Source organism: Aquimixticola soesokkakensis (assembly GCF_900172375.1).
GTDB lineage: Bacteria > Pseudomonadota > Alphaproteobacteria > Rhodobacterales > Rhodobacteraceae > Aquimixticola > Aquimixticola soesokkakensis.
Map to the genome: position 1 here is coordinate 112,736 of NZ_FWFS01000009.1, position 24,300 is coordinate 137,035.

Annotated in this window: 18 protein-coding genes; 4 read left to right on the forward strand and 14 right to left on the reverse strand. The window is 63.8% G+C overall.

The features are described from left to right. Nucleotides 1-3: 3 nt before the first annotated feature. Complete coding sequence (locus AQS8620_RS12360) at nt 4-1,389, forward strand: YncE family protein (protein ID WP_085837213.1); 1,386 nt, start codon at nt 4-6, stop codon at nt 1,387-1,389. A 69-nt stretch (nt 1,390-1,458) separates the two neighbouring features. Here AQS8620_RS12360 and AQS8620_RS12365 read toward each other — a convergent pair whose 3' ends face one another. From AQS8620_RS12365 to AQS8620_RS12375, 3 genes are read right to left on the reverse strand one after another with little or no spacing between them, the layout of a single operon-like run. Then, nucleotides 1,459-2,229, reverse strand: coding sequence for an ABC transporter ATP-binding protein (locus AQS8620_RS12365; protein ID WP_085837214.1), 771 nt, complete (start codon nt 2,227-2,229; stop codon nt 1,459-1,461). Then, nucleotides 2,226-3,275, reverse strand: a complete 1,050-nt coding sequence (locus AQS8620_RS12370; RefSeq protein WP_159453242.1) for a FecCD family ABC transporter permease — start codon at nt 3,273-3,275, stop codon at nt 2,226-2,228. Before AQS8620_RS12370 ends, AQS8620_RS12365 begins: the two co-directional genes overlap by 4 nt. Then, the gene (locus AQS8620_RS12375; protein WP_085837215.1) at nt 3,272-4,369 is read right to left on the reverse strand and encodes an ABC transporter substrate-binding protein; all 1,098 of its coding nucleotides are present in this window, start codon (nt 4,367-4,369) and stop codon (nt 3,272-3,274) included. Before AQS8620_RS12375 ends, AQS8620_RS12370 begins: the two co-directional genes overlap by 4 nt. Nucleotides 4,370-4,474: 105 nt before the next feature. Here AQS8620_RS12375 and AQS8620_RS12380 point away from each other — a divergent pair, with 105 nt between their 5' ends. Further along, a complete protein-coding gene (locus AQS8620_RS12380; RefSeq protein ID WP_085837216.1) occupies nt 4,475-5,422 on the forward strand; it encodes an alpha/beta hydrolase in 948 nt (315 codons plus the stop codon). Here AQS8620_RS12380 and AQS8620_RS12385 read toward each other — a convergent pair. From AQS8620_RS12385 to AQS8620_RS12405, 5 genes are all read right to left on the reverse strand, one after another. Next, nucleotides 5,402-9,316, reverse strand: a complete 3,915-nt coding sequence (locus tag AQS8620_RS12385; RefSeq protein ID WP_085837217.1) for a non-ribosomal peptide synthetase — start codon at nt 9,314-9,316, stop codon at nt 5,402-5,404. The two genes, AQS8620_RS12380 and AQS8620_RS12385, sit on opposite strands and share 21 nt — an antisense overlap. Nucleotides 9,317-9,320: 4 nt before the next feature. Continuing rightward, complete coding sequence (locus AQS8620_RS12390) at nt 9,321-9,551, reverse strand: phosphopantetheine-binding protein (RefSeq protein WP_085837218.1); 231 nt, start codon at nt 9,549-9,551, stop codon at nt 9,321-9,323. Nucleotides 9,552-9,556: 5 nt separating this feature from the next. Further along, nucleotides 9,557-11,242, reverse strand: a complete 1,686-nt coding sequence (locus AQS8620_RS12395; protein WP_085837219.1) for a (2,3-dihydroxybenzoyl)adenylate synthase — start codon at nt 11,240-11,242, stop codon at nt 9,557-9,559. 187 nt (nt 11,243-11,429) lie between these two features. Beyond that, on the reverse strand, nt 11,430-13,667 hold the full coding sequence (locus AQS8620_RS12400) for a FepA family TonB-dependent siderophore receptor (protein ID WP_085837220.1): 2,238 nt from the start codon (nt 13,665-13,667) through the stop codon (nt 11,430-11,432). Nucleotides 13,668-14,050: 383 nt separating this feature from the next. Next, complete coding sequence (locus AQS8620_RS12405; RefSeq protein ID WP_085837221.1) at nt 14,051-14,632, reverse strand: cytochrome b; 582 nt, start codon at nt 14,630-14,632, stop codon at nt 14,051-14,053. 330 nt (nt 14,633-14,962) lie between these two features. Here AQS8620_RS12405 and AQS8620_RS12410 point away from each other — a divergent pair, with 330 nt between their 5' ends. Further along, nucleotides 14,963-15,739, forward strand: a complete 777-nt coding sequence (locus AQS8620_RS12410) for a transglutaminase-like domain-containing protein (RefSeq protein ID WP_085837222.1) — start codon at nt 14,963-14,965, stop codon at nt 15,737-15,739. Here the strand turns inward: AQS8620_RS12410 and AQS8620_RS12415 are convergent. Next, entirely contained in the window at nt 15,736-16,950 is a 1,215-nt protein-coding gene (locus AQS8620_RS12415) for an MFS transporter (RefSeq protein WP_085837223.1), read from the reverse strand. The genes AQS8620_RS12410 and AQS8620_RS12415 overlap by 4 nt on opposite strands. A 189-nt stretch (nt 16,951-17,139) precedes the next feature. Here AQS8620_RS12415 and AQS8620_RS12420 point away from each other — a divergent pair, with 189 nt between their 5' ends. Then, nucleotides 17,140-17,631, forward strand: coding sequence for a flavin reductase family protein (locus AQS8620_RS12420; RefSeq protein ID WP_234990479.1), 492 nt, complete (start codon nt 17,140-17,142; stop codon nt 17,629-17,631). Nucleotides 17,632-17,636: 5 nt separating this feature from the next. On the opposite strand, the gene AQS8620_RS12425 is transcribed toward AQS8620_RS12420, so the two are convergent. The 5 genes from AQS8620_RS12425 to AQS8620_RS12445 all read right to left on the reverse strand — a co-directional run bounded on the left by AQS8620_RS12425 (nt 17,637) and on the right by AQS8620_RS12445 (nt 24,036). Next, nucleotides 17,637-18,914: an amidase gene (locus AQS8620_RS12425; RefSeq protein WP_085837224.1), complete on the reverse strand. Its 1,278-nt coding sequence runs from the start codon at nt 18,912-18,914 to the stop codon at nt 17,637-17,639. Nucleotides 18,915-19,003: 89 nt separating this feature from the next. Then, the gene (rutA, locus tag AQS8620_RS12430; protein ID WP_085837225.1) at nt 19,004-20,086 is read right to left on the reverse strand and encodes a pyrimidine utilization protein A; all 1,083 of its coding nucleotides are present in this window, start codon (nt 20,084-20,086) and stop codon (nt 19,004-19,006) included. Nucleotides 20,087-20,271: 185 nt separating this feature from the next. Then, nucleotides 20,272-21,009, reverse strand: a complete 738-nt coding sequence (locus AQS8620_RS12435) for a GntR family transcriptional regulator (RefSeq protein WP_085837226.1) — start codon at nt 21,007-21,009, stop codon at nt 20,272-20,274. Nucleotides 21,010-21,167: 158 nt separating this feature from the next. Beyond that, a complete protein-coding gene (locus tag AQS8620_RS12440) occupies nt 21,168-22,274 on the reverse strand; it encodes an LLM class flavin-dependent oxidoreductase (RefSeq protein ID WP_085837227.1) in 1,107 nt (368 codons plus the stop codon). 217 nt (nt 22,275-22,491) lie between these two features. Further along, the gene (locus AQS8620_RS12445) at nt 22,492-24,036 is read right to left on the reverse strand and encodes an MFS transporter (RefSeq protein WP_085837228.1); all 1,545 of its coding nucleotides are present in this window, start codon (nt 24,034-24,036) and stop codon (nt 22,492-22,494) included. Nucleotides 24,037-24,300: the final 264 nt, after the last annotated feature.

Sequence of the window (24,300 nt, forward strand, 5' to 3'; positions counted from 1 at the left end):
TGAATGACCCATTCCTTGCGTATTTCCCAAGCCGTCGCGCGCCCTTTGTGCGTTGTTGCGACCTTGCTTGCCTCTACACAACTGGCCTTTGCCCAGACCCCGTTTGACACTGCGGCGCCGTTCGAGGGCCGCGTCTCGATCAGCGGTCCCGATGGCGCGCCGCTGTATCCGGGCACGCAGGCGACCGTCACCGGCAGCGGTTTCGTCGCGGGGCAAACCATCGAGGTCGAGCGCGGCGATACCTTGCTGGTCGAGGGCGTGACTGCCGATGCCGAGGGCGCCTTTAGCGCCACTTTCGATCTCGATGCAGAGGCCGTTTTGGGCCTGCATCCGGTCATCGTGAAAACCGCCAATCCGGACAGTGCCCAGGTCATGGATGTCAAAGTGTCGCCGCAGATCGACTATTTTGGCGCGGACCAGTTCGACATCACCAAAGTGCAACTTGACGGCGGCTTGTACCAGGTTGCCGTCTCCGAAGCCAATGGCACGCTCTTTGTCGCCTCTGCTGTCGGCCGCCCGCCGGTCGAAGAGTCCAAACTGTTCAAACTTGACGCCGCAACGCTCGAGGTTCTGGCCGAAGTCACCCCCGCAGCGGCACCGGCACAGGGCGATCGTCCGGGCGGTGTCTATGCGGTTTACGGCGTGGCCGCCGATGACGCGCATGGCACTGTCTGGGTGACCAACACACGTCAGAACACCGTGGCCGTCTATTCCCAGGACGATCTGTCGCTGGTCAAACAATTTGAAGACGGTACGACGAACCACCCGCGCGACGCTGTGGTCGATGCCACCCGTGGCCGCGTTTATGTCAGCGCAGGCACGGACGGGATCAAAGTGTTCGACACGCAAACGCTGGAGCTGGTTGAGACCATCGACGTGCCCTCGGCGCTGCGCCGCGAGACGTTCAACACCATGAGCCTGGCGCTGGATGAGGCCGATGGCCTGCTCTACACCGTGTCGCTGACCACGCCCGAGGCCGCGCGCATCGATCTGGCCAGCGGCGAGGTGACCAATATTGCGGTGCCCGGTGGGACAGGGGCCATCGGGGTCGATATTTCCGAAGACGGCGCTTTGATGTTCGTGACCACGCCCAATGGCGATGATCTGAAAATCTTTGACGCAGAGGGCAGCGAACTGGTGGATGTGCCGGTCGGTGTGCAGCCGCTCAACGTGGTCTATGTCGATGGCGCGAAGCTGGCGTTTGTGGCCAACCGTGGCTCCGACAGCCTTGCGGTCGTCACCCCCGAGGGCGAATTGGTTGCCAATCTTCCCGGCGGCCCGAACCCGAACTTTGTCGAGGAAAGCAAAGACGGTGTTGTCTACCTCGTGAACAAGGCCCGCGACGAGGCCGAAGACGCCAACACCCTCTGGCGCATCGCGCCCAAATAAGGGCGAGCGGCAGGACATTGAAGCGGCCACGGGCACATACCCGTGGCCGTTTTGCATTTGGGGCGAACGTCAAACCGTGCCGTCGACGGCGATCAGTGCCTGACCTGCACTGTCATGTTCAACGCGCGCGCGCACGCCATAAACATGTGCCAAAACTGCGGGCGTCAGCACCTCGACCGGCGCGCCATCGGCGACAATGCGCCCCGCGTGCAGCAAAATGATGCGATCGGCCCAGCGTGCGGCTTGGGTCAGATCATGCAGCACCGCCACCACGATGCGCCCCTCATGGGCGAGGCTCTGCATCTCGCGCGATATGCGAAACTGCATCGCCAGATCCAGCGCCGCTGTCGGCTCGTCCAGCAGCAAAAGCGCAGGTTCGCGGGCCAAAGCCTGCGCAAGCCCTACGGTCTGGCGCTGCCCCCCCGACAGGCTTGCAAGGGGGCGATGGGCCAGAGGCGACACCGCAAACCGCGCCAGCAGGGCCTCGGCCTGCGCGATCTGGTCGCGCGGCGCGGTTTTGGCGTGACCGGCGGCATTCATCGCCACCAGCAGGCTGTCGAGCACTGACAATTCCGACCGGCTGTGCAGGTTTTGCGGCATGTAGCCCAAGGCATCCGCACGCTGCCTGCGGGGCATCTTGTCCAGCGCCACGCCGTCCAGCGCGATCCGCCCGCGATAGGGCAGGCTTTGGGCGATGGCGCGCAGCAGGCTGGATTTTCCGGCACCATTGGGCCCGGCCAGCACCACGAATTCCCCGCGCGTCAGCGGTGCGGCGCTCACCCCGTCAAGGACAGGTTTGCCGCCGCGCGCAAGCTGGATATCGTGCAGCGAGAGGCTCACGTCAGGGCCCCGCCGCGGCGCAGGATCAGCGCGAAAAACACGGGCAATCCGACGAGCGAGGTGACGATGCCGATGGGCAGCAAAATTCCCGGCACCAGCATTTTCGACAGGATCGAGGCAAAGGACATCAACACCGCCCCCGTCAGCACCGAGGCGGGCAACAAAAAGCGGTGATCCTCGCCCACGGCGATGCGCGCGATATGCGGGCCGGCAAGCCCGACAAAGCCGATGACGCCGACGATGGACACCGCAGAGGCCGCCAGCAGGCTGACGCGGATCAGTGCCCAGCGGCGCAGGCGGATCACATCGACGCCAAAGCCCTGGGCCTGATCCGTGCCCATGCGCAGCGCCGTCAGCGCCCAGGCCGCGCGCAGCGAAAATGGCAGCGTCACCCCCAGCACCAGCGCGACCAGCACAATGCCCTGCCAGCGCACGCCCGCAAGGCTGCCCATGGTCCAGAACACCAGCTGTTGCAGCGCATCCGCCGAGGCCACGAACTGGATCAGCGCCAGCAAGGCTCCGGCAGTGAAATTCAGTGCGATGCCGAACAGGATCACCACCGCAGGCCCCCCCGCGCGAAACCGCGCGCCAAATTGCAAAATGGCAAGGGACAGCAGCGCAAAGACAAAGGCGTTGACGCTCACGGCCCAGACAGGGGGCAAAAACGGCACGCCCACGCCCAGAATGATCGCCACACCCGCCCCCAAAGCCGCCGAGGAGGACACGCCCAGCGTGAAAGGTTCGGCCAGAGGGTTGTCGAGCACGGTCTGCATTTCAGTCCCCGCAAGCGACAGGGCCGCCCCCACCAACAGCGCCATCACCGCCACGGGCAGGCGCACGTTCCACACGATCACCTGCGCGGCGCGCGAGGGCGCATCGCTGCCGGTGAGGACCTGTAGCACCTCGCGCAGCGGCAGGCCCGAAGGTCCCGAGGTCAGATCGGCAAGCAACCCGCATAGTGCCAGCACGGCAAGGCCTGCGACCAGCAGGGCGCGCCGGCGGTTGCGGCGCCTGTGGGGGTGGGCGGTGGCGCGCGGCGGGGTCACTGCGCGTCGATCCACCAGACGCCGGGCACCGAGACGGGCAGGAAACGCGCCTGCATCTGGGCCATCGTCGCCTCGGGGGTGAGATCGGCGAAAAGCGCGGGGTGGAAGCGCTGCGCGAGATGTTCGATCAGCGCGACATGCAGCGGCGAATCGTTGAACAGATGCCAGATGCCCGTGGCACTGGCGCTTTCAACCGCGCTCAGCTCGGCGATCCCGGGGGTTGCGAGCAGGGCGGCAAAACTGTCTGCGGCTTCTGTTTCGCTGACGCCCGCGCCCAGAACCAGCCCGCCGCGCGCGCGCAAATGCGCCCCGCCCGTGGCGAGAAAAACGTCAGGGTCGAGGGCGATCAGGTTTTCCAACCCCACCGTTCCCATGAGGCCCGGAACGATGTCTTCGCCCAGATTATGCCCGCCCGCGGCGGTGATGAAATCGTGAAACACCCCCGCACCCACGGTCGCACAGCAACTGTCGGGCGTCGCATGGACCTGCACAAAGACGCTCGGCGCCTCGGGCATGTGATCGGCCAGACGGTCGCGCACCACGTTCAGATGCGCGGTGTAATAGGCGTTGATCTCGGCTGCGCGCGCCTCGGCGCCGATGGCCTTGGCGAGAATGTCGAGGCTGCGGGGCGTGTTTTCGATGGGATGGGAAAAGAAATCGACAAAGATCACCGCAATGCCAGCGGCCTCCAGTTGGCTCAGCGGCACGTCCATCTGCGGGTCCTCGGCGTCAACCAGCGACAGGACCACCAGATCGGGGTCCAGCGCGATGGTCTGTTCGACCGACAGCTGGCGGTTGCCCGCCCCGACCGTCGCAATGTCGCTGATGGCGGGGAAGGCGGCGCTAAACGCCGCAAGTCGCGCCGGATCCAGCCCCTTGTCGGCGCGCCATCCCACCAGCCGCGCCGCAGGATCATCGTCCAGCATCGCCAACTCGATGATATGGCGCGCATCGCCCAGCACGATGCGTTGCGCCGGCGCTGGCAGGGTGACGCGGCGCTCGGTGATGTCGGTGAGGGTGATTTCGGCCCCTGCGGCTTGGGCGAAAAGCGCAAGCCCCAGCAGGCAGGCAGAGGACAAGGAGAGAGCACGCATGGGAGGACTTTCTGAACGGTCGGATGGCTGGGGCGTGGCTTTCCTGATATGCGCGTGGTAAATCAAATCCGACAAAAAATATCAAGAACAAAGCCCTGAAGTCCCATGCCCGATCGCCCGTCCCCCGCGTCCTTGCGCGCGGCACTCAACTTTGCCCCCGTGGTGCCCGCAACGCCGCTGGACCTGCCGCCCCACAAAGGGCGCGAGGCCGCCTTGCGCCTGTTTGACACCGGCAGCGCGACCCATCGGCTCGAGTGCATCGACGCCAGCGCCATCACCCATCCGCTGGCCGCACCGACCGCCAGCGCCTACCGGATTTTTCGCGCAACCCCCAAGGGGCGCGCGCCCGCGCGGGGCTGGCCGGTGCTTTATCTGTTGGACGGCACGGCGGGGTTTGATTTTCTGACCGCGGATCTGTTGGCACAGGTGCCCGGGTTGATCGTGATCGGCATCGGCCACGCGGGGCGCGCGCAGTTTGACCGTGACGCGCGCGCGCGCGATTTGACCGCCCCCGCACACGCCCCCGCAGACGCCGCGCCAGAGCGCCAGAGCGGCCTTGTCGCGGATGCGGGGTACGGCGATCGCCTGACGGGCGGCGCGCCGCAGTTCGCGTCGTTGCTGACGGGGGCGCTGCGCGCGCTGGCGGAGGCGGATGTGCCTGTGGACGGGGCGCGCCGCACGCTGTGGGGGCATTCGTTGGGCGGGCTGTTCGTGCTGAACCTGATGTTCCAGGCACCCCAAAGCTTTGCGCGCTACTGCGCCATCAGCCCGTCGTTGTGGTGGCATCCCGAGCGGCTCGAGGCGGTGATGCAGCGCAGTCTGGCGACACAGGCCCCGCCGGTCGCGCTCTACCTTGCCAGCGGCAACCGCGAACAGCGCACCGGTAGCGGCGGCGAGATCCCGACCACCCCGCCCGAAGCCTTCAGCGCGCTGGTTGCGCGGCTTTCCCCTCTGGCGCGCTTCGATCTGTCCCACCAGATTTACGACGGCGCGCCCCATATCGCGACGCTGCCCAATTCGCTGGCCCCCACGCTAGGCTTTGCTGCTTTCTAGTGTGGGCAGGCGCTGGAACGGGCCGTTGGCTAGGGCCGCCTGAAAACCCGCGGCGATGGCGTCGACCTGCGCGGGGGCGACCATATCCTTATGCAGGCAGGGCAGCTCCAGACAGTGCAGGTCGCGACAATAAGGCGCCCACATCGCGGCGCTCAAATCGCGCCCGCTGTGGTCGTTTGCAGCGCGAATATGGGTGAGCGTGCCGTCAAACATCCGCTGCTCATGGGCGCGCATCAGCGCATTCGTGCCCGTCACCAACCGCACCACCGCATCCAGCACATCGCGCGGCAGCGTGCCAAGGAGGCGGGCGTTTTGCGTGAGGAAATCGACCACTTTGGCGCGGGTGTCGAGGTCCGGATGGGCCGCAGGATCAAAGCCCGCGATGGCCAGAAGCGCGCGCAGGGCGGTGACGGGATCGGGGACGGGTTCGTTGCGCCATGCCTGCGCGGGATAGGCATCCAGCACCAGAACCGCGCCGATGCTGCGCCCCCGTTCGCGCAGTTCGACCGCGATGTCCTGCGCCAGAATGCCCCCCAGAGACCAGCCGCCGAGGTGGATGGTCCCGCTGGGGGTCTGCGCCTCGACCAGATCGGCGTAGCTGCGGCACAGCGCGGTGAGGGTGGCGGGGATCGCCGCCCCCGTCAGCACCGGCGATTGTAGGCCGATGACGCTGCAGCCCGTGGTCTCGCTCAACGCGCGCGCCAAGCTGCGATACCCCCAGGCAAGGCCACCGGCAGGATGCAGCAAGAACAGCGCGGGCGCGCCGCTGGCCCCGCGCGAAAGCGGCAAGAGGGGATCAAGCCCCGCGTGGGTTTTTTCCTGTTGGCCCAAAGCGTTGGCCAGGGCGTAAATCTGCGGGGTTTCAAAAATCTGGCCAAGGGGGACGCGCCGTCCCGTGAGGTCCTCAAGCCCGAGCAAAAGCTGCAACGCAGAAAGGGAATCCCCGCCCAGAGCAAAGAAATCCGCCTCCCGCAGGGGCAGGTCGTCCAGCGCCAGCGTTGCGCGCATCACCGTCGCGATCTGGCGCTCCAGCGGCGTTTGGCACGGTGTGCCCGTCGCGGCGGCACGCGGCGGGGCGGGCAGGGCTTTGCGATCCAGCTTGCCGTTGGCGGTGGTGGCAAATTGCGCGACCGTCACAAGCGCGCTTGGCACCATATGGGCGGGCAGTCGCGCGCCGAGGGCGATGCGCGCGGCCTCGCTATCAAAGGCCGCGTCCGCGACCACATAGCCGACAAGGTGCACCTTGGGGCCCAGATCGCGGCGCGCGAGGACCACGGCCTGCGACACGCCGTCGATCTGGCGCAGGACGGCGGCCACTTCTTCGGGTTCGACCCGCATGCCGCGAATTTTCACCTGCTGGTCGTTGCGCCCCAGATAGATCAGCGCGCCATCGGGGCGGATGCAGGCCAGATCGCCGGTGGCATAGAGCCGCGCGCCGGCCTCAAAGGGGCTGGGGACAAAGCGCGCGCGGGTCAGGTCGTCGCGGCCCAGATATCCGCGCGCCAATTGCCGCCCGCCAAGGTACAACTCGCCCGCCACGCCTTCGGGGACGGGGCGTTTTTCGGCGTCGAGGACGTAGAGCTGTGTGTTCCAGACGGGATGGCCGATGGGCAGCGGCACGGCGGTATCGCCGGCGCTGGCGTTCCACCAGGTCACATCCACCGCCGCTTCGGTGGGGCCGTAGAGATTGTGCAGCTGCGCGCAGATGCGCGCGTGAAAGCGGTCGCGCTGCGGGGCCGTCAGCTCCTCGCCCGAGCAGAAAACCTGGCGCAGCGACAGGCCCAAGCTGTCGGGGTGATCCAGAAAGGCGCTCAGCATCGAGGGGACGAAATGCAGCACGCTGATGGCCTGCGTGCGGATGGTCTGTGCCAGAGCGGCCGGATCGCGATGTGCATCCGGCGCGGCAAAGACCAGCGTGCCACCGCACAGATAGGGCAGAAAGAATTCCCAGACCGAGACATCGAAGGTTGCGGGGGTTTTTTGCAAAATCCGGTCGGTGTGCGAAAAGCCAAAGGTGTCGCGCATCCACAAAAGGCGGTTCACGATGGCATCATGTTCGATCATCACGCCCTTTGGCGCGCCGGTCGAGCCGGAGGTGAACAGCACATAGGCCAGGTCATGGGGGGCCGGGACGGGCAGGGCGGCGTCGCTTGGCTCTTGGGGCCAGTCGGCGGGGCAAAGCGGCGCAAGGCCTGCGTCAAGTTCGTGCTCTGCCAACAGGGCCACGGGCGTGGTCTGGGCGATCAGGGCTTTGAGCCGCTCGCCGGGCTGGGCAGGATCGAGGGGCACATAGGCCGCGCCGGCGCGCAGGATGGCGACCAGCGCCACGGCCAGATGGGGCGAGCGCTCCAGCGCCACGGCAACCAGCCGGTCCTTGCCCGCCCCGCGCGCGACCAGCTGCTGGGCAAGCGCGCGCGAGCGTTGGTCCAGTTCGCGGTAGCTCAACACGCTGGTGCCAAACGCGACGGCGGGCGCATCGGGCGTGGCCTGCATCTGCGCTTCGATCAGCGCGGTGAGTGTCGTGGCAGGGACGGGGTGATCGGTGGCGTTGAGGTCTTTGATCAGGCGCTGGTGCTCGGCGGGGGTCACGCTTGCCACATCGCACAGGCGCGCGGCGGTGCTCGCCCCGTCGAGAAAGGTCAAAAGCCGCGCAAGATGCGCGCGGATGGTGGCGGTGTCATAGAGCGCGGGATTGGCGTCGATTTCGACCGTCATCCCTTGGGTGTCATTGCCGCGAAAGCTCACGGTAAGGTCATCCACGGGTCCGGCGCTCAGGATATGCAACCTGCTGGAAATTCCAGCAAAACGCGGCGCGATGTCAAAGGGTTGCACGTTGATGAGCGGGCCGTAGAGGCGGTCGTTCACGCCGGTGCGCCCCAGATCGCGGCGCAGGGTTTCCGAACGGTACTGCCCGTGTTTGCGCCCCTGTACAAGCGGGGCGCTCGCACGGGTCAGCGCGGTGTCAAGGTCGTCGGTTTCCGACAGGTCGAGCTGGTAGGGCAATACATTCATCCACATGCAGGGCACGCGGGCGGCGGCGCTGCCAAAGCGCGCCATGAACGGCAGGCCGAATACCGCGCGTGCCGCGTCGTCGCCCGCCTCGCCCGTCTCGCTCGGGGACACGCGGCGCAGATAGGCGGCAGTGAACAGGGTCAAGACATCGGGCCAGCCGAGGCGCAGCTGTCGTGCGCGCGCTGCGATCTTTTGCGCGGTGGTGGCGGGAACCTCTGCGTGCAAGCGCAAAAACATGTCGCTGCTTTGGCGCGGGGCAGAGCGCGGGCTGGGCGAGGCCGGCGTGCCCAAAGTCGCGCCGATGCCGTGCCAGTAGGCGGCATCTTCGTGGCGGGTCGTACTGGCGCGGTAGCTGGCGTCGGCCTCAAGGGCCTGGGCCAGCGGTGCAAGCGGCTGGGGGGCGGCTTTGCCCGCAAGGGCTGCGCTGTAATGGGCGGCGACCTGATTGGTCAACAGCACCATGCCAAAGCCGTCGATGGCAAGGTGATGCAGGCGCTCGTACCACAGATGACGGGTGTCGGTGAGGACGAACAGTATGAAGCGTGCCAGCGGGTCCGTGGCCGGATCGATCGGCGTGTCGCTGTCGCTTTGCATCGCGGCGAGGGCCTGCGCATGGGGGTCGGGCGCACCGCGCAGATCGACGATCTCGAGCACGGGGGTGGGCGCGCTCAGGCTCTGTTGCGCCCGCCCGCTTCGGGCGCTGATGCGCAGGCGCAGCGCATCGGCCTCGGTCATCGTGCGGGCATGGGCCTGCGCAAAGATGTCGCGATCCAGCGGGCCGTTCAGGGTGATGTATTGGCCGGTGTTGAACAGCGGGTTTTGCGGGGCCAGCAATTGCGCGAGCCACAGGCCCTCTTGGGCGTCGCACAGGTCGAAAGTCATGGCCCTAACCCTGTTTTGCGTCAAAGAGCGCTTTCCACGCAGCCAGCGTTTGCAGCTGCGCAAGGCTGAGGAAATCAATGTCGAGCCCGCGCTCTTCCCAAGCCAGCGCCAGCGTCATCACCCGCATGGAATCAAGCCCGAGATCGGCCAGATTGTCGTCCATCCCCACCTGCTCCGGTGGGATGTAAAGCGCATCGGCAACGTCGCGGCGCAGGTCGTCAAAGGTCAGGTCCATCGGGCTTACTCTTTGCTGAAATGTTCGGATTTAAGGGCCGCACGCAGGGATTTGCGGTCCAGTTTGCCCACCGCAGTGGTGGCAAAGGCGGGGGTGAAAATGATCTGGTCTGGGGTTTTAAACCCTGCAATTCCCCGCCCGCGCACGAACGCCTTGAGGGCAGGCGGCGTGACGGTTTCGCCCGCGTGCAGCACGACAAAGGCACAGCTGCGCTCGCCCAGATAGGGGTCGGGAACTGCGACAACGGCGGCATCAAAGACGGCCGGATGGGCGAGCAGGTGATCCTCGACCTCCTCGGCGGAAATTTTTTCACCGGCGCGATTGATGTGATCTGTGGCACGACCCTGCACCTCAAGGTTGCCATCTGCGCGCAGGCGCACGATATCGCCGGTGCAATAAAAGCCATCCGGGGTAAAGCTGCGCCGGTTCGCCTCTGGCGCATTGTGATAGGCCCGGATGGTGTAGGGGCCGCGCGCGTAGAGCAATCCGGCCGTGCCGCGCGGCACGGGGGTGCCATCCTCGGCAAGGATCAGGATGTCGTCGTCGGGGCTGATCGGGCGGCCCTGGCTGTGGATGATCACCGCGTCGGGATCGTCAAGGCGCGTGTAATTCACCAGCCCTTCGGCCATGCCGAACACCTGTTGCAGGGTACAGCCAAGCACGGGTTTGACGCGCGCTGCGGATTCGGCGGTAAATTTCGCGCCGCCCACGCCCAGCACCTCAAGGGAGGATAAATCATGGCCGGTTTTGCCCGCTGCCTGCATCCAGAGCAGCGCAAGGGGGGGCACAAGGCCGGTATGGGTGACGCCGTGGGCCGCGATCAGCGGGAAACAGGTGTCGGGGGCGGGGCTTGGGCTCATCACCACTTTGGCGCCGACGCTGAGCGCGCCGAAATAGCCCGGGCTGCTCATCGGGAAATTATGCGCCGCCGGAAGGGCGGTGAGATAGGTCTTGTCCGCCCCCAGACCGCAGATCGCGGCGGAGGCCTCGAAGCTGTAGATATAGTCGTTGTGGGTGCGCGGGATGAGTTTGGGAAACCCCGTGGTGCCGCCGGAAATCTGCAAAAACGCCACATCCGACGGGGCGCGGTGGCGCGGGGCGGTGCAGGGGGATGCCGCAATGAGGCTGGCGAGCGGGGTGATATCGGGGGCCTGTGTTTCGCCGTCCAGATACAGCGCGCGCAGGCTGGGGCAGGCGGCTTGCACCGCGCGCGCGAGCGGGGCGTAGTCGAAGCCCTCGAACTGCGCGGGCTGGATCAGCGCACAGGCCTGCGATCCGTTCACAAGGTGGGTGATTTCGCGCGCGCGATGCGCGGGCAGGGCAAAGACCGGCACCAGCCCTGCATAAAACAGGCCCAGCACCGTGGGCAAAAACGCAGCGCTGTTGGGCAGTTGCACCAAGACACGGCTGCCCGCCTCAAAGCCCGCCGCCACAAAGCCGCCCGCAATGCGTTGGGCCTGCGCGCGCAGGTCGCTGTAGGTCAGGCGCGTGTCGCCCGCCACCAGGGCCGTATTGGGGCCGAAACGGGTGGCGATCTCGTCGAGCCAGTCGCCAAAGCTCACGTCCCGCCAATAGCCCGCCGCGCGGTAGCGCTGTGCAAAATCATCCGGCCAGAGCTGCACCGGATCGGCGGCCTGGGCAGCGTCGGTGCCGGAAGGGGGGGAGGCAAGGGAGGGCTGGGTCTGGGGCATGAGCGGGCACCATATGTAAGGAGATGTCGCGAAAACGGGTCGCTGTCAGGGTGGTAGGCCAAGGCGCGGGGGGCGCGCAAGGTTAAATCCGACAAAAAAACTATGAATAAGGCGGGCGCCGGAATTGGTAAGGCACGCAGGCTCAAAGGAGAACCTGCGTGCCTTGGGGTTTTAGCGAACGCGGGTCTTAGAAATTGGCGTTGAGGCCGATGTAAACCGCGCGGCCCGGCTCGTTATAGGTGTTGGCACCGTCACCCGAGCGCAGGATGGTGGTGTCGAACACATTGGTCACGCCCCCCGACAGGTTCACCCGATCGCTCAGCTCATAGGCCAGCGCGAGGTTGACCAGCGTGTAGGGATCACGGCTGTCGGTGTCGTCATTGGCATAGCCGGTCGCAGCACTTGTCTGGGCGGCATCAATGCGCCCGTAATGGGTGATCGAGGGGGTCACCGACAGGCGATCCGTCGCTTGCCATTCAACCGAGGCGTTGATCGTGTAATCGGGCACCAAGGACAGCGGCACCTTGACGCTCGACCCATCCTCAAGCTCCAGTTCCTGCTCGGACTCCAGCATATAGGTCATGTTGGTCGAGAACAGGATGTCATCGTTGATCCGCGCACTCAGAGAGCCTTCAAGACCCGACACTTTTGCATTGGGAATGTTTTCCCACTGGTAGACGCGATAGGTGGTGTCGCCCTCGGTCAGGGTGGCAACCTGCGTCATGCCCGACTGGATCTTGTCGTGATAGTCGTTGTGGAAATAGGTGAGCGTGCCGGCCAAGCCGTTGCGGTTGTCATAGGCGACGCCGATTTCGCTGTTGATCGAGGTTTCGGGATCGAGATCCTCGTTGCCCAGCACATAGCACGGCCCGTTGCGGTAATAGGGATAGGCACAGCCGTTGCCGCGGGTGTTGTAGATATAGGACGAGGACTGCTGATACAGGCCCGGTGCCTTATAGGCCCGCGCCACGCCGCCCTTGAGCGACCAGTCAGGCGACAATTCATAGGCCATGTTGAGGCCGCCCGACACATTGGTGCCAAAGGTGTCGGCCCAATCCACGCGCAGGCTCGGGGTGAGCATGAGGCGCTCGTTCCATTCGATGTTGCTTTCGGCATAGGCCCCGATTTGCAACTGGTCGCTGACGGTGTCGCGATCCTCGGCAGAAGCGGCGACATCTTCGAACTCGAAGGACAGATCGGTCTCGTTGTAATCGCCCAGATCCAGACGTTCGTAGCGGACTTCGGCGCCGACCGTGACGGAGGCATTCTTGCCCAGCAGGCTGCGCTGCACGATGGCTTCGCTTTTGCCCGTCAGCACGTCCAGACCGGAGGTGTTCCACTCGGAAGTCGAGTTGATGCGCCCCTCGGTGCTGCCTGCGGTACCTTCCTGCAGGCGCTCGTTCTTGGTGTGCTCGTATTGCACATAGCTGTTGGTTTCCCCCCAGCCGTAGTCGCCCGTGTGGGTGATGGCGGTGGTGAAACGTTCCATGCGGTTGGTTTCGGCCCCGTCCTCGGCCAAGGCGCTGGAGGTCTCATCGGGGTTGGAAAGCTGCGTGTCGCCCGCGTAGATATTGCCCTGACGCGAATAGCCATATTCGAAGTCGAATTTGTTCATCGCATCCGGCGTCCAGGTGAACAGCGCGGTCACATCCTTGTTGATGACGCCCTCGCTGCCCGCAGGGGCGGAACAGTCCTCGGGGTCTTCGCAGGTTGCAGCGTTGATGTCGGGATCGTCGGAATTGGTGTGGTTGTAGTTGCCGGTCAGACGCATGGTCAGCGTGTCCGACAGCGGCTTTGCCCACATGACGTTGGCGCGATACCCCGAGCCTTCCGCATCGCTTTGCGGCTGGTTGTAGCTCAGGCCGAGGGTGACAAGCTCGGTCTCGGGTTTCTTGGTGATGATGTTGACCACACCGCCCGCAGAGCCCGACCCGTAGCGCGCTGCTGCCGGTCCGCGCAGCACTTCGATGCGCTCGATCAATTCGGCAGGCACCCAGTTGCTGTCGCCACGCGTGTCGCGTTCGCCCTGACGCCCGACCTTGACCGAGGTGCGCGAGAGAACGGGTTTGCCGTCGATCAGGATCAGCGTGTTCTCGGGCCCCATGCCGCGAATGTCGATCTGGCGGTTGTTGCCGCGCTGGCCCGAAGAGGAGGTGCCGGTCAAGTTGACACCGGGCATTTTGCGCACGATTTCGGAGATGTCATTGGCGACCGGGGTGCGTTCCAGCTGCTCGGCGCTGATGGTCGACACACCCAGTGCCTGCAGCACGGCTTCTTCGTAGGATTCGATGTAGATCGGGTCGAGAACGATCACGTCGTCGTCAGAAAACGCGTCCAGAGTCTGTGCGTGCAAAGTGGTCGGAGTGAAGGCCATGCAGACAACAAGGCTTAGCGCCGTGCCTGCAAGCAAGGTCGATTTTCCCATGGAATGGGTGCTCCCAGCGATAGGGTGAAAAGGTTTTAGCTGGCGGCGGCAGGCTACTTGACGGTTTTTGTCAACTTTTCGTGTCGAATGCAAACACTGCGCAGGAAACCTGATGCCCTGTGCGATTTTTGCGACACTCGCTGGGGGTTTGGCTGGAACTTTGGCAGGAATTCCGGCTGGAGTTTAGGGTGGGTTTTGGGCGATCTGCGGCGCAGGTCTATCTTGCGAAAACGGCCTCCTTTCGCTGCAAATATACTTAAGTCACGACGTGAGGTTTGGCGTGTAAATATTTGTAAATGATTGAAAACTGTAATCTGAGTGGCTGCGCTGCGCCAGCGTGCAGGCGCCGCTAAAGGTTGCGCTGCGCCAGCGTGCCGGCGCCGCTAGAGGTTGCGCGCGCGACGGCGTGAGACCATGCGCGAGAGCGTGCCATCACGCCAGAGGATTTCATGCACGCCCACCATCAAAACATGCCCGCCAATCAGCGCCGCCAGCACCCATCCAAGCTCCCCGTGCAAAGAATCGCCTAGGGTTTTCATCCAGCCGATGTCCGTCTCGCGCGGTGCAAAGACGGGAAAGCCGAAGGGCGCAAAGCCGCGCGTCGACCCTGCCGCACGCAAGATCGCCACCAGCGGCACCAGCACCATCGCCAGATACAGCGCAGCGTGGCCCGCCTTGGCCATCCACCCGAGCAGGCCAGCGCCATGGGCGGGGCGGCGGTTGCGCATGGCAAGCATCCAGATCACCCGCGCCACGACCAGGACAAAGATCACCGTACCCACCTGTTGATGGGTGCCGACGAAAAACGACACCAGCGGCGTGCGTCCCAGCAGGGCGCGCAGCGTCATCCCCAGCAGTTGCCACAAGATGAGCGCGGCGAGCGCCCAGTGCAGCAGCCGGCTGATGGTGCCATAGGCGGCGCGGTGATCAAGAAGAGCGGCAGAGCGGGCAAAAGAGAGCGGCATAACAGCGTCCAAAACGGTTGAGGTTGGCCCCCTCTATTTCCGGCAATGGCGCGGGGGTAAAGTCACCCCACGTAAAGTTGATGTTTTTTATCGGATATTTTGCCTCAAGTGTTGCAACCCGAGTGCTGCCAAACGACGCGCCGCCGCGATTCCCGCCACAGAGGGGCATCGGGATCGGGCGCGGGGCCGAAGTTTGACATGTTGGTGTCTTGGCGCAGCAACGGACGCAGAATCGGGCTTTCGGTGGCGGTCGATGTGGCATAGGAGGGCCGCAGGTGAGTCGTCTCACATCTGCCCTTTCCCCACATATCCATTCGCCTTGGAGGCTGCATGCGTTTTTTGATCGACGTTCACATGGACTATCAACTTGCGCAGCCTGAGACGGCTCTTTTGGCGATCGAGGCGGCGCAATGTGCGGGGCAAACCCTGTGCGCGCAGTCGCTCGATCTGGGCGGGGCAAGCGTGCAGCGGATTGCCTGTGCGCAAAATATCGGGGAACGGATCTGGGCGGATGTCGATGTGGCGCGCCTTGATTTGCGGTATCGCGCCGAGGTCGAGGTGACGCGCCCTGCGGTGACGCTATCGGGGCGCGCGGCCAATGGCTTGCCCGATTTGCCTGCCGGGGTGCTGCCCTATGTGCGCCCTTCGCGGTTCTGTCAATCCGATCTGTTTGCCACCTTTGTCGAGCAAAGCTTTGGCACGCTTGAGGGCGGCGATAAAGTTGCGGCGATCCTGGACTGGGTGCGCGGCCATATGGCCTATGTGCCGGGCAGCTCCAACGCCGCGACCACGGCGACCGACAGCTTTGTGGCGCGTCAGGGAGTGTGTCGTGATTACACCCATCTGGTCTGTGCGCTGGCGCGGGCGGCCAATATTCCCGCGCGCTATGCCTCTGTTTACGGGGCCGATGTCAGCCCGCCCGATTTCCACGCCGTTGCCGAAGTCTGGCTTGAGGATGCGTGGCATCTGGTCGATGCCACCGGCATGTGCCAGGCGCAGGATCTGGTTGTGATCTGCGTCGGGCGCGATGCGGCTGATGTGGCCTTTCTGGAAACCCGGGACTGGGCGCAGCCGCTGACCCAGACGGTCAGCGTGACCCGCGCCTAGGCCAGCAGCGGCTTTGCGCGTCGCCGCCCCATGTGACGGGCAAAGGCCAGCGCGCAGCCGATGAAGGACAGCGCCGAAAACAGCACGAAAGTCCCTGCGTAATTGCCGATGATTTCATAGGCCAGCGCAAAGCTCGCAGGGCCGACCATGACCCCCACGAATGTGTAGGTCAGCACTTCGCCCGTCAAGGTGCCCGGTCCTGGCGACGCATCCGCCGTTTCGGCCAAAAGCACGCCGTTCCAGCCCAGCCCCGTCAGGCCGGATGCAAAGATTGCCGCCAGCCCGATCAGCGGCGCAGACCCCGTCAAGGCAAAGCCGAGCGAGGCACCCCCCGTGACCAGCCCGATGAAGGACAACACCAGAAAGCCCGAGTTGACCCGATCTGCCGCGAGGCCCCAAATCACGCGCCCCACCGCGCCAAAGGCTTGCAAGGCGGCGGCAAGAGAGGCGGCTTTGATGGCGTTCCAGCCGAAATCCTCGATCAGCATGGTGACGGTGAAGGTCGAAATCGACAGTTGCACAGCCGAATACAGAAACCCCAGGATCGCCAGCGCCCGCAGGTTCGCTGTGCGCCAGACCAGCTTTTGGCCCGCGATGATGCCGCGCCCCAGTGTCACCTGCGGCTGGCGGTCCGTATCCCAAGAGGCACGGCGGAAATGGTAGATCGCCGCCAGTGCCAGCGGAAACAGCCCAAAAAGCGCCAAAGTCGCCTGCCAGCCGATCGCATGGGCGAGGGGCGGGATGCCGAGCGCCGCAAGCACGCCGCCCAGCGGCACGCCCGCCTGTTTGATCGAAAAGATCAGGTTGCGCCGCGCGCGCGGGGCGAGGCGGCTGAGGATATGCGACGAGGAGGGGTTGTTGAGCGCGTAGCCGATGCCGATCAGCGCCGATGCCAACGCCATGCCAACGATCGTGCCGCTGGCCATCCCGATGAACCCGAGCCCCGCCCCCAGCAGCGCAAGCTGACCCACGCGGCCTGCGCCCCAGCGTTTCACCATCGAACTGGAGACCATCGAAAACACGATGCCCGCGGCATAGATCAGGCTGACCTGATAGCCCAGAACATGGGGGGACACGTGCAGCGCATCGGCCACGACGGTGGGAATGGTGGTCAGCGCAAGCACCGAAGAGGTGGCGGCGATCTGGCTCAGGGTGGTCAGCGACAGCGTGCCGTAAAGCGTCGGGGAGGCGGGGGGAATGGGGGCGGTCATCGGGGCCGTTTCTATATTTTCGGGTGATTTTTACCAGACATCTGGCAGCGAGGGGCGGAAGTCAATTCACGCGGGCGCGGCCACAGACGAGAAAATCTCAGGGTTGCCCCAGAGGGATATGAAGTTGACGCGACGGCGCGGTTTGCGCTGACTGTCGGCGCAAATCCTTGAAAATTCCGGAGAAAAAACATGAGCATGCAAGCCACAGGTGACGACGTTGACATGGGGAAATTCTGGCGCACCCTGGGCGAGCGCCCCATCGGTGCGACCCTTGTGACCACGGATAGTGCCGAGGGGCCAAACGGGTTTCTGGGCCTTTCTGCCGCCCATGTCAGTGCCAATCCGCCGACCATGCTGGTGTCGATCGACAAGAAGACCTCGGCGCTGGCGGGGGTGCTCGACAAGGGACATTTTGCGGTGAACTACCTGCCCGAAGGCTGCGCAGAGCTTGCCAATATGTTTGGCGGCAAGGGCGACAAGCTGTTCGAGCAGGATGCGTGGGACACGCTGGCCACCGGCGCGCCGGTGTTCAAAGACGCCTTGGGTGTCTTTGATTGCGAGGTCGAGAAAGTGGTCGAGCATGGCGATATTTCCATCGTCATCGGCCGCGTGAAAGGCGTGCGCGCCAAGGGCGAGGGCGCGCCGCTGACCTTTTTTCGCGGCAAGTTCCAATCGCAATAGCCAGATCAGAGGTGGGCCGCGATCCGCGCGCCCACCGCAATCACCTGCCGGTCAAAGGCGCGTTTGCCGATCAGCGAAACGCCGAGCGGCAGATCGAAACCCGAGGCGGGCAAGCCCAGCACCGGCACCTGCAACGCCGTCCACAGCGCGTTGAACAGGGGATTGCCCGCGCTGCGCCCCAGCGGCGCAAACCCCGGCGCTGAGGGCGCGAGCACGCCATCAAATCCGTCCAGCATCTGTTCGAATTCCATCCGCATCAGGGTCAGACGGTCGTAGGCCTCGAAGTGTTCGCGCTGGGTAAAGCCTTCGCGCAGGTCGACGCGGTGGTGAAAATCGTCATGCAGCAAGGCGCCCCGTTTGCGCGCCAGGTTCAAAAAGGCCGAGGCCCCTTCGCAGTGCTGGATGCAGCGGTGCAGCGCGTCGAGATCCACAAAGTCTTCGGGAAGATCAAACGGGACCACATCGGCCACCTCGTGCAACCGCTGCGCAAGGCTGTCCATCAGGGCGCGGCCCTCGGGGGCAAGCTGATCCGCGTAGGGCGTGCGGCATAGCCCTAGTTTCAGGCGCCGCGCGGGCACATCGGGCGCTTGGGGCAGGTTGTAGACATCGGCCAGCAGGGCGATATCGTCGAGGGAACGTGCGAACAACCCGATCGTGTCGAAACTCACCGCATAGCGTTTCGCACCCTCCGTGGAAATCAGCCCCCAAGAGGGTTTCAGCGCCACATCGCCGCAAAAGCTCGCAGGCCGGATCGTCGAGCCGCCGGTCTGGGTGCCAAGCCCCAAGGGGACGTGGAAATCGGCCACACCCGCAGCCGTCCCCGCCGACGACCCGCCCGGAGTGCGCGCGACATCAAAGGGGTTTGCGGTGGCGGCATTGCGCCCGCAGGCGGCAAATTCGGTGGTGTCGGTCTTGCCGATCACAATGGCCCCCGCCGCCTTGAGCACCTCGACGCAGGGCGCGTCCGATCCGGGGCGGTTGGTGGAATAAAGCGGCGAATTATGGGTCGTGGGTAAATCCCCCGTGTCGATCATGTCTTTGATCGCGACCGGAATACCCGCCAAAGGCCGCGGGTCGTCGGCACGGATGAGCGCCGCCTGCGCCTCGGCCTCTGGGTTGAGGGTGATCCAGGCACGGACATCCTTGTCGCGCAAGGCGATCCGTTTGAGGCACGAACGCATCAGATCCAGGGCGGTAAATTCCCCTGCCTTGAGGCCCGCGCGCGCCTGCGTGGCTGTCAGGCGCGACAGGTCGGCGGTGGGGGAAAGGGTATCATCGCGCATGGGAAAAGCTCCGGCAGGTTTGTCAAAAAAGACGGGCCAGCGCCAAAAGGCGCGGCCCGCAGTGGGAGATCATGTGTTATATCAACGCCTTACTCGGCAGCGACGGCAATTTTTTCGCGACATTTCATCAGCGGCTGCACTTTGGTGCCAAAGTCGTCGAGGCCGACGATAAAGTCGTCAAAAGTCATCATGATGCCTTTCACGCCCGGAACTGTGGCGGCTTCGTCGAGCATTTTGGCGACATTTTCATAGGAGCCGATAATCGTGCCCATGTTGAAGTTGACCGCGCCCTCGGGGACGTTGATCGACTTGGCGGTCGAGTCTTCACCGGCGGTGGTGTCGGCAGCGCCCTGCACGCCCATGTAGGACAGCGCCTCCATGTCGGCCCCTTGCTGGTAGGCGTCCCATTTGGCGCGCGCTTCAGCGTCGGTCGCGCCGGAAATCACCATGAACAAGACGTAGGCGCCGACATCGCGCCCCGTTTGCGCCGCCGCATCCATCAGACGTTTGGAAGTCGGCGCGAAAGAGGTCGGCGTGTTGATGCCGCTGCCCAGAACGAAGGAGTAATCGGCGTAGGTGGAGGAGAATTTCATGCCCGTATCGGACTGTCCGGCGGCCACGATTTTAATCGGCGCCGAAGGCGCGGGAGACATTTTGCAGTCTTCCATGGTGAAGTGGTTGCCCTTGAAATCGGACACGCCATCGGCCCAAAGATCTTTCATCACCTGAACGTATTCAGACGCATAATCGTAGCGGTATTTGAAATAGTCATCGCCGGGCCAGACGCCCATCTGCGTGTATTCCGCAGGGGCCCAGCCGGTCACGATGTTCACGCCAAAGCGACCCGGCGCGACGCTGTCGATGGTGGTGGCCATGCGCGCGACGATGGCGGGGGGCAGGGTGAGAATGGCTGTGGACGCAAAGAGTTTGATCTTGGAGGTCACGGCGGCAAGCGAGGCCATCAGTGTGAAGCTTTCGAGGTTGTGATCCCAAAATTCGGTCTCGCCGCCAAAGCCGCGCAGCTTGATCATCGAGAGGGCGAAATCCAAGCCGTATCCTTCGGCCTTTTGCACGATCTGCTTGTTCAGCTCGAAGCTGGGCATGTATTGCGGCGAGGCTTTGGAAATCAGCCAGCCATTGTTCCCGATCGGAATGAAGACCCCAATGTCCATCTGCGATTCTCCTATAGAGGTGTCTTGTTATGTCCGTACTTATCCATATTTTTCGGTGGTCAGCGAGTCCGGGGGGCCTGTCTAAAACATTAGTTTTGAAAACTTTGCCCACTGCTGTATTTTTGGTCGCAATCCCCAAGGATTGCCCCTGAAAAAGCGCCTGAAAAAGCGCCTGTAAAACGCGCTTAGGTCGAGCTGATTGTCGTCTGGTAGACAAAGTTTTCCGCCACGTTGTATTGCACCGCATATTCCAGCAGACGCCCGCCGCTGCCGATATAGCGGCGTGACATTTTCATGCAGATTGCGCCCGTCGCGCAGCCCAGTTCGGGGGCGATATGGTCGGGCATGGCGACGGCGCGCAGGTCCTGGCGGATTTCGCGGATGCGCTCGCCGGTGTGTTGTTCGATCAGGGTGAACAGCGAGGAGCGCAGAATATCGACCCCCTCGATCACCGGTTTCAAACGGGGTTCAAGGTAGACCTCGTTCCAGCACATCGGCGTGGAATTCCCTGAAACATAACGTAAACCCGCCAGATGGTAGAACTTATGCCCCGTGCGGCAGCCGATCTCTGCGGCCAGCGCGCCGCGCGCTTCGATTGTTTTGCGACAGGCGAAATGCAGTTCGGTTTCGCGGGCAAAATCGTAAAGCGCATCGCGCGAACCGCAGGTAAAGCGCGTTGACCAGTCTTCGCGCTGGGATTCAACGCGCGTGCCGACCCCTTTGCGCGCCGAAAGCTGCCCGCGCGCGCGCATCTGGGCAATTGCCTGGCGGATCGTGTGGCGCGAAACGCCAAGTTGGACGGCCAAATCCGCTTCGGGCGGCAAGAGGGAGCCGACAGGATAGGTGCCGCTGGAAATTTCTTTTTCAATGAGATGGGTGACCTGCAAATAAAGGGGGGACGCGTCATCGCGGGTCAATGTCATAGAGGACTCCGGTTGGAAAAAGGCTGGTTTATTAGTCTGGACTTAGTCAAGACTAGCGCGGGTTTTTCCAACTGGCAATCATCCGGTCAAACCATGCAAAATGGCCGCAGATTTGCATCTGCGGCCAAAAGCACAAAGACGGGGATCGCGTGCTGTGGTTACTCGGCGGCGAAGGCCGTTTTTGCCAGATCGGGGTTGCGGGTTTTCATCAGCGGCTGGATGTACTGGCCGAATTGCTCGATCCCGATGATGAAATCGTCAAAGGTCAGCATGATGCCCTTGAGGCCGGGGGTGGAGGCAATTTCGTCAAGCATCGCGGCGACCTGTTCGTAGGAACCGATCAGCTTGAGCATCCCTGTGGGCTGCGGATTCTGGATGCCGCGCACAAGGTTCGCGGCGGTGGACCCTTCTTTGGACACTTTGTCGGCAGAGGCTTGCGATGCCTGCCATTCCAGCGCTTCGATATCGGTGCCGGATTTGTAGTGCTCCCATTTCTGGAACGCGAGTTCTTCGGTGCGATCCGCAATGACCATCAGCAACAGGAAGGCGCCCGTGTCGCGGCCGTGTTTTTCGGCAGCGGCGTTGACTTTGGCCACCATTTCCTTGGACTGGCCGGTTTCGTTCATGTCGCCGCCTGCGCCGACAAAGTTGTAGTCGCCGTATTTCGCAACAAATTCCATGCCCTTCTCCGACTGGCCAGCGCCCACGATCGGGATGCGGCCTGCGGCGGGGCGGGGCGACAGTTTGCAGTCGTCCATGGTGAAGAAATCCCCTTTGAAATTCGACACGCCGTCCTGCCAGAGTTCTTGCATGATCTGCACATATTCCGACGCGTAATCGTAGCGGCGCGCGAAATGTTCGGGCGTCAGTTCCAGACCCATCTGCTGGTATTCTTTGGGCTGCCAGCCGGTGACCATGTTCACGCCGATCCGACCCGGTGCGATGCTGTCCATCGTCGCGGCCATGCGCGCGGTATAGGCAGGGTTGAGGGTCAGCATGGCGCAAGAGGCAAACAGCTTGATCTTCTTGGTGACGGCGGCAAGGCCGGAAATCACCGTAAAGCTTTCCATGTTGTGGACCCAATATTCCGACGGTCCGTTATAGCCGCGCAGCTTGATCATCGAGAGGGCGAAATCAAAGCCGAAATGTTCGGCGCGCTGGACGATTGCCTTATTGAAATCAAAGGTGGGATAGGTTTTGGGGCCGGTGGTCGAAATCAGCCAGCCGCGGCTGCCAACGGGGACGAATACGCCGATCTGAGTCATGTGGAGGGTCCTTTCACTGTCGGAAAAATTCGCGATCTTTTGGGGTCGCTTGAAGAGGGGAGTGCGTCGGGTCTGTGCCCGTTGAGGGTAGCTTCGCCGCAGAATGTCGTTTCGCCAATCGACTTATTCCGACGGGGGGATTGAGTTTTTCTCAGCCCGTTGCGGGGCCCCTGTGCTGAGCCTCTTGGCTGGGAATGTCGGGGGCGGCGGGGCGCGCTCAGGCGACTTTGTTTGTTTTGCCCAGATCGGGCGCCAGATCGAGCGCCAGATCGGGGGGTGCATCTGCGGGCGCGCTTTTGGGGGCGCTGGCCGGCAGGGGCGCATCGGCCACGCTGGGCGCGACGCCGTGATGGGGCGCTTCGCGCAGATCTTGGGCTGCGGGCGCTTTGAGGTGGCGCAAAAACGGCAGCGATATCAGCGGGATCGTCGCCATGATCAGAAAGGTCAGGCGAAAGTCGCCAATGCTGATCGCAGGGGCCGTGCCCTGCAACAGGGTGAGAAATGCCGCCGATAGCGAAATGCCCAAGCCCATGTTCAGCTGCTGGAAGACGCCTGCGGTCGAAACCCCGCGCGACAATTCGCTATCGGTAAGGTCCTTGTAGGTCAGCGTGTTGAGCGCATTGAAATAAAGGGTGCGGATCGCGCCGGCAAAGACCACCAGAACCACCAGCGCGGCAATCGGCCAGCCGTCGGTTACGGTCGCAAAAATACCGAGGAAAAACACGGAGGTAAGCGTGATGCCCACGATCACCCGCCCATAGCCGTGACGGGCGATCAAGCGTTTGAGCAAGGGTTTGGAGGCCAGCGAGCCAAAGGCGGAAATGGCCGAAATAAGGCCCGCATGAATGGGGCGAAAGCCAAGGCCGAGCTGCAAGAACAGCGGCAGCAAAAAGGCCATGGAATTCACCCCGATGCGCCCGATTCCGCCCGCAATCACCCCCGTGGCAAAGGCGCGCCCCTTGAACAGGTCCAGCGCAAGAGCGGCGCGTTGTCCGCGCGCTTCCAGTGTGATCGCATGGCGGCGGTACACGAGGAACAGCGCAATCGCGCCTGCCCCCAGAATGGCTGCCCCGACCAGCCCGTAGGCGGGGTGCGTGATCGCCTCGATCCCCAGTTGGAACAGCACCAGCGCGATGCCCGCCAGCGCAAAGCCCAAGGTGTCGAACCGTTTGGCGCCCTCGGCGGGGAGCGCGGGGATAAGTTTCAGCGCCCCGATCAGGGCCGCCAGACAGATCGGCGTATTGACAAAGAACAACGCGCGCCACGGCGCGACTTCGATCAGGCTGGCGCCGATGACCGGCCCGATCAGCGGGCCGATCAGAACCGGCACCGTAAGCCAGGTCATCCCGTCCAAAGTGCGTCCCGGACCAAAGGCGCGCAGCACGATCATCCGCCCCACGGGGGTCATCATCGCGCCGCCAAACCCCTGAAGCATCCGGCACAGCACCATCATCCACAACTCGGGCGCAAAGGCCGTGATCACCGATCCGGCCATGAACAGCCCCATCGACAGCACAAATACGCGCCGCGCGCCAAAGCGGTCCGAAAACCAGCCAGACACCGGCATGAACACCGCCAGCGACAGCAAATAGGCGGTGATGAGGACGTGCAGCGAAAGGGGCGAGCGTCCCATATCAGCGCTGATCACCGGAATGGCGATGGTAAGCAGGGTGGTATCGACCCCCTGCATCAAAAAGGCACAGGCGACCACAAAGGCAATGGCGATGCGGCGGCTTTCGGTGATGTCGGCAAATTGGGGCATGGGGGTCCGTTTCGTTTGATGCCCTCTTTAGGGACGAAAGCGACCACAAGGGTCAAAGGAGAAAACCTAGGGCGGCCGCGCAGGTTTTCTCAGTCGCGCAGCGGCATGGGGGCGCGGATCACATGAGCACAGTGCAACAGGGCAGGGCGCGCGGGCGGGGTGCGCGGTGGGGCGCGCTGTGGGCCGTTCGGTGGGCCGCAGATGGGGCGATGAACCTTTTTCAGCCCCTGTGCGAGTTTTCCGCAGTACCGCCCGCCCGCGTGA

Excerpts from the sequence above, each read along its gene's own strand:
- AQS8620_RS12390 (WP_085837218.1), bottom strand. The coding sequence starts at position 9,551 with ATGGACCTGACCTTTGACGACCTGCGCCGCGACGTTGCCGATGCGCTT.
- rutA (WP_085837225.1), bottom strand. The coding sequence starts at position 20,086 with ATGGACATTGGGGTCTTCATTCCGATCGGGAACAATGGCTGGCTGATT.
- AQS8620_RS12415 (WP_085837223.1), bottom strand. The coding sequence starts at position 16,950 with ATGACCGCCCCCATTCCCCCCGCCTCCCCGACGCTTTACGGCACGCTG.
- AQS8620_RS12410 (WP_085837222.1), top strand. The coding sequence starts at position 14,963 with ATGCGTTTTTTGATCGACGTTCACATGGACTATCAACTTGCGCAGCCT.
- AQS8620_RS12440 (WP_085837227.1), bottom strand. The coding sequence starts at position 22,274 with ATGACTCAGATCGGCGTATTCGTCCCCGTTGGCAGCCGCGGCTGGCTG.
- AQS8620_RS12420 (WP_234990479.1), top strand. The coding sequence starts at position 17,140 with ATGAGCATGCAAGCCACAGGTGACGACGTTGACATGGGGAAATTCTGG.
- AQS8620_RS12435 (WP_085837226.1), bottom strand. The coding sequence starts at position 21,009 with ATGACATTGACCCGCGATGACGCGTCCCCCCTTTATTTGCAGGTCACC.
- AQS8620_RS12425 (WP_085837224.1), bottom strand. The coding sequence starts at position 18,914 with ATGCGCGATGATACCCTTTCCCCCACCGCCGACCTGTCGCGCCTGACA.
- AQS8620_RS12400 (WP_085837220.1), bottom strand. The coding sequence starts at position 13,667 with ATGGGAAAATCGACCTTGCTTGCAGGCACGGCGCTAAGCCTTGTTGTC.
- AQS8620_RS12405 (WP_085837221.1), bottom strand. The coding sequence starts at position 14,632 with ATGCCGCTCTCTTTTGCCCGCTCTGCCGCTCTTCTTGATCACCGCGCC.
- AQS8620_RS12445 (WP_085837228.1), bottom strand. The coding sequence starts at position 24,036 with ATGCCCCAATTTGCCGACATCACCGAAAGCCGCCGCATCGCCATTGCC.
- AQS8620_RS12375 (WP_085837215.1), bottom strand. The coding sequence starts at position 4,369 with ATGCGTGCTCTCTCCTTGTCCTCTGCCTGCCTGCTGGGGCTTGCGCTT.
- AQS8620_RS12360 (WP_085837213.1), top strand. The coding sequence starts at position 4 with ATGACCCATTCCTTGCGTATTTCCCAAGCCGTCGCGCGCCCTTTGTGC.
- AQS8620_RS12385 (WP_085837217.1), bottom strand. The coding sequence starts at position 9,316 with ATGACTTTCGACCTGTGCGACGCCCAAGAGGGCCTGTGGCTCGCGCAA.
- AQS8620_RS12380 (WP_085837216.1), top strand. The coding sequence starts at position 4,475 with ATGCCCGATCGCCCGTCCCCCGCGTCCTTGCGCGCGGCACTCAACTTT.
- AQS8620_RS12395 (WP_085837219.1), bottom strand. The coding sequence starts at position 11,242 with ATGCCCCAGACCCAGCCCTCCCTTGCCTCCCCCCCTTCCGGCACCGAC.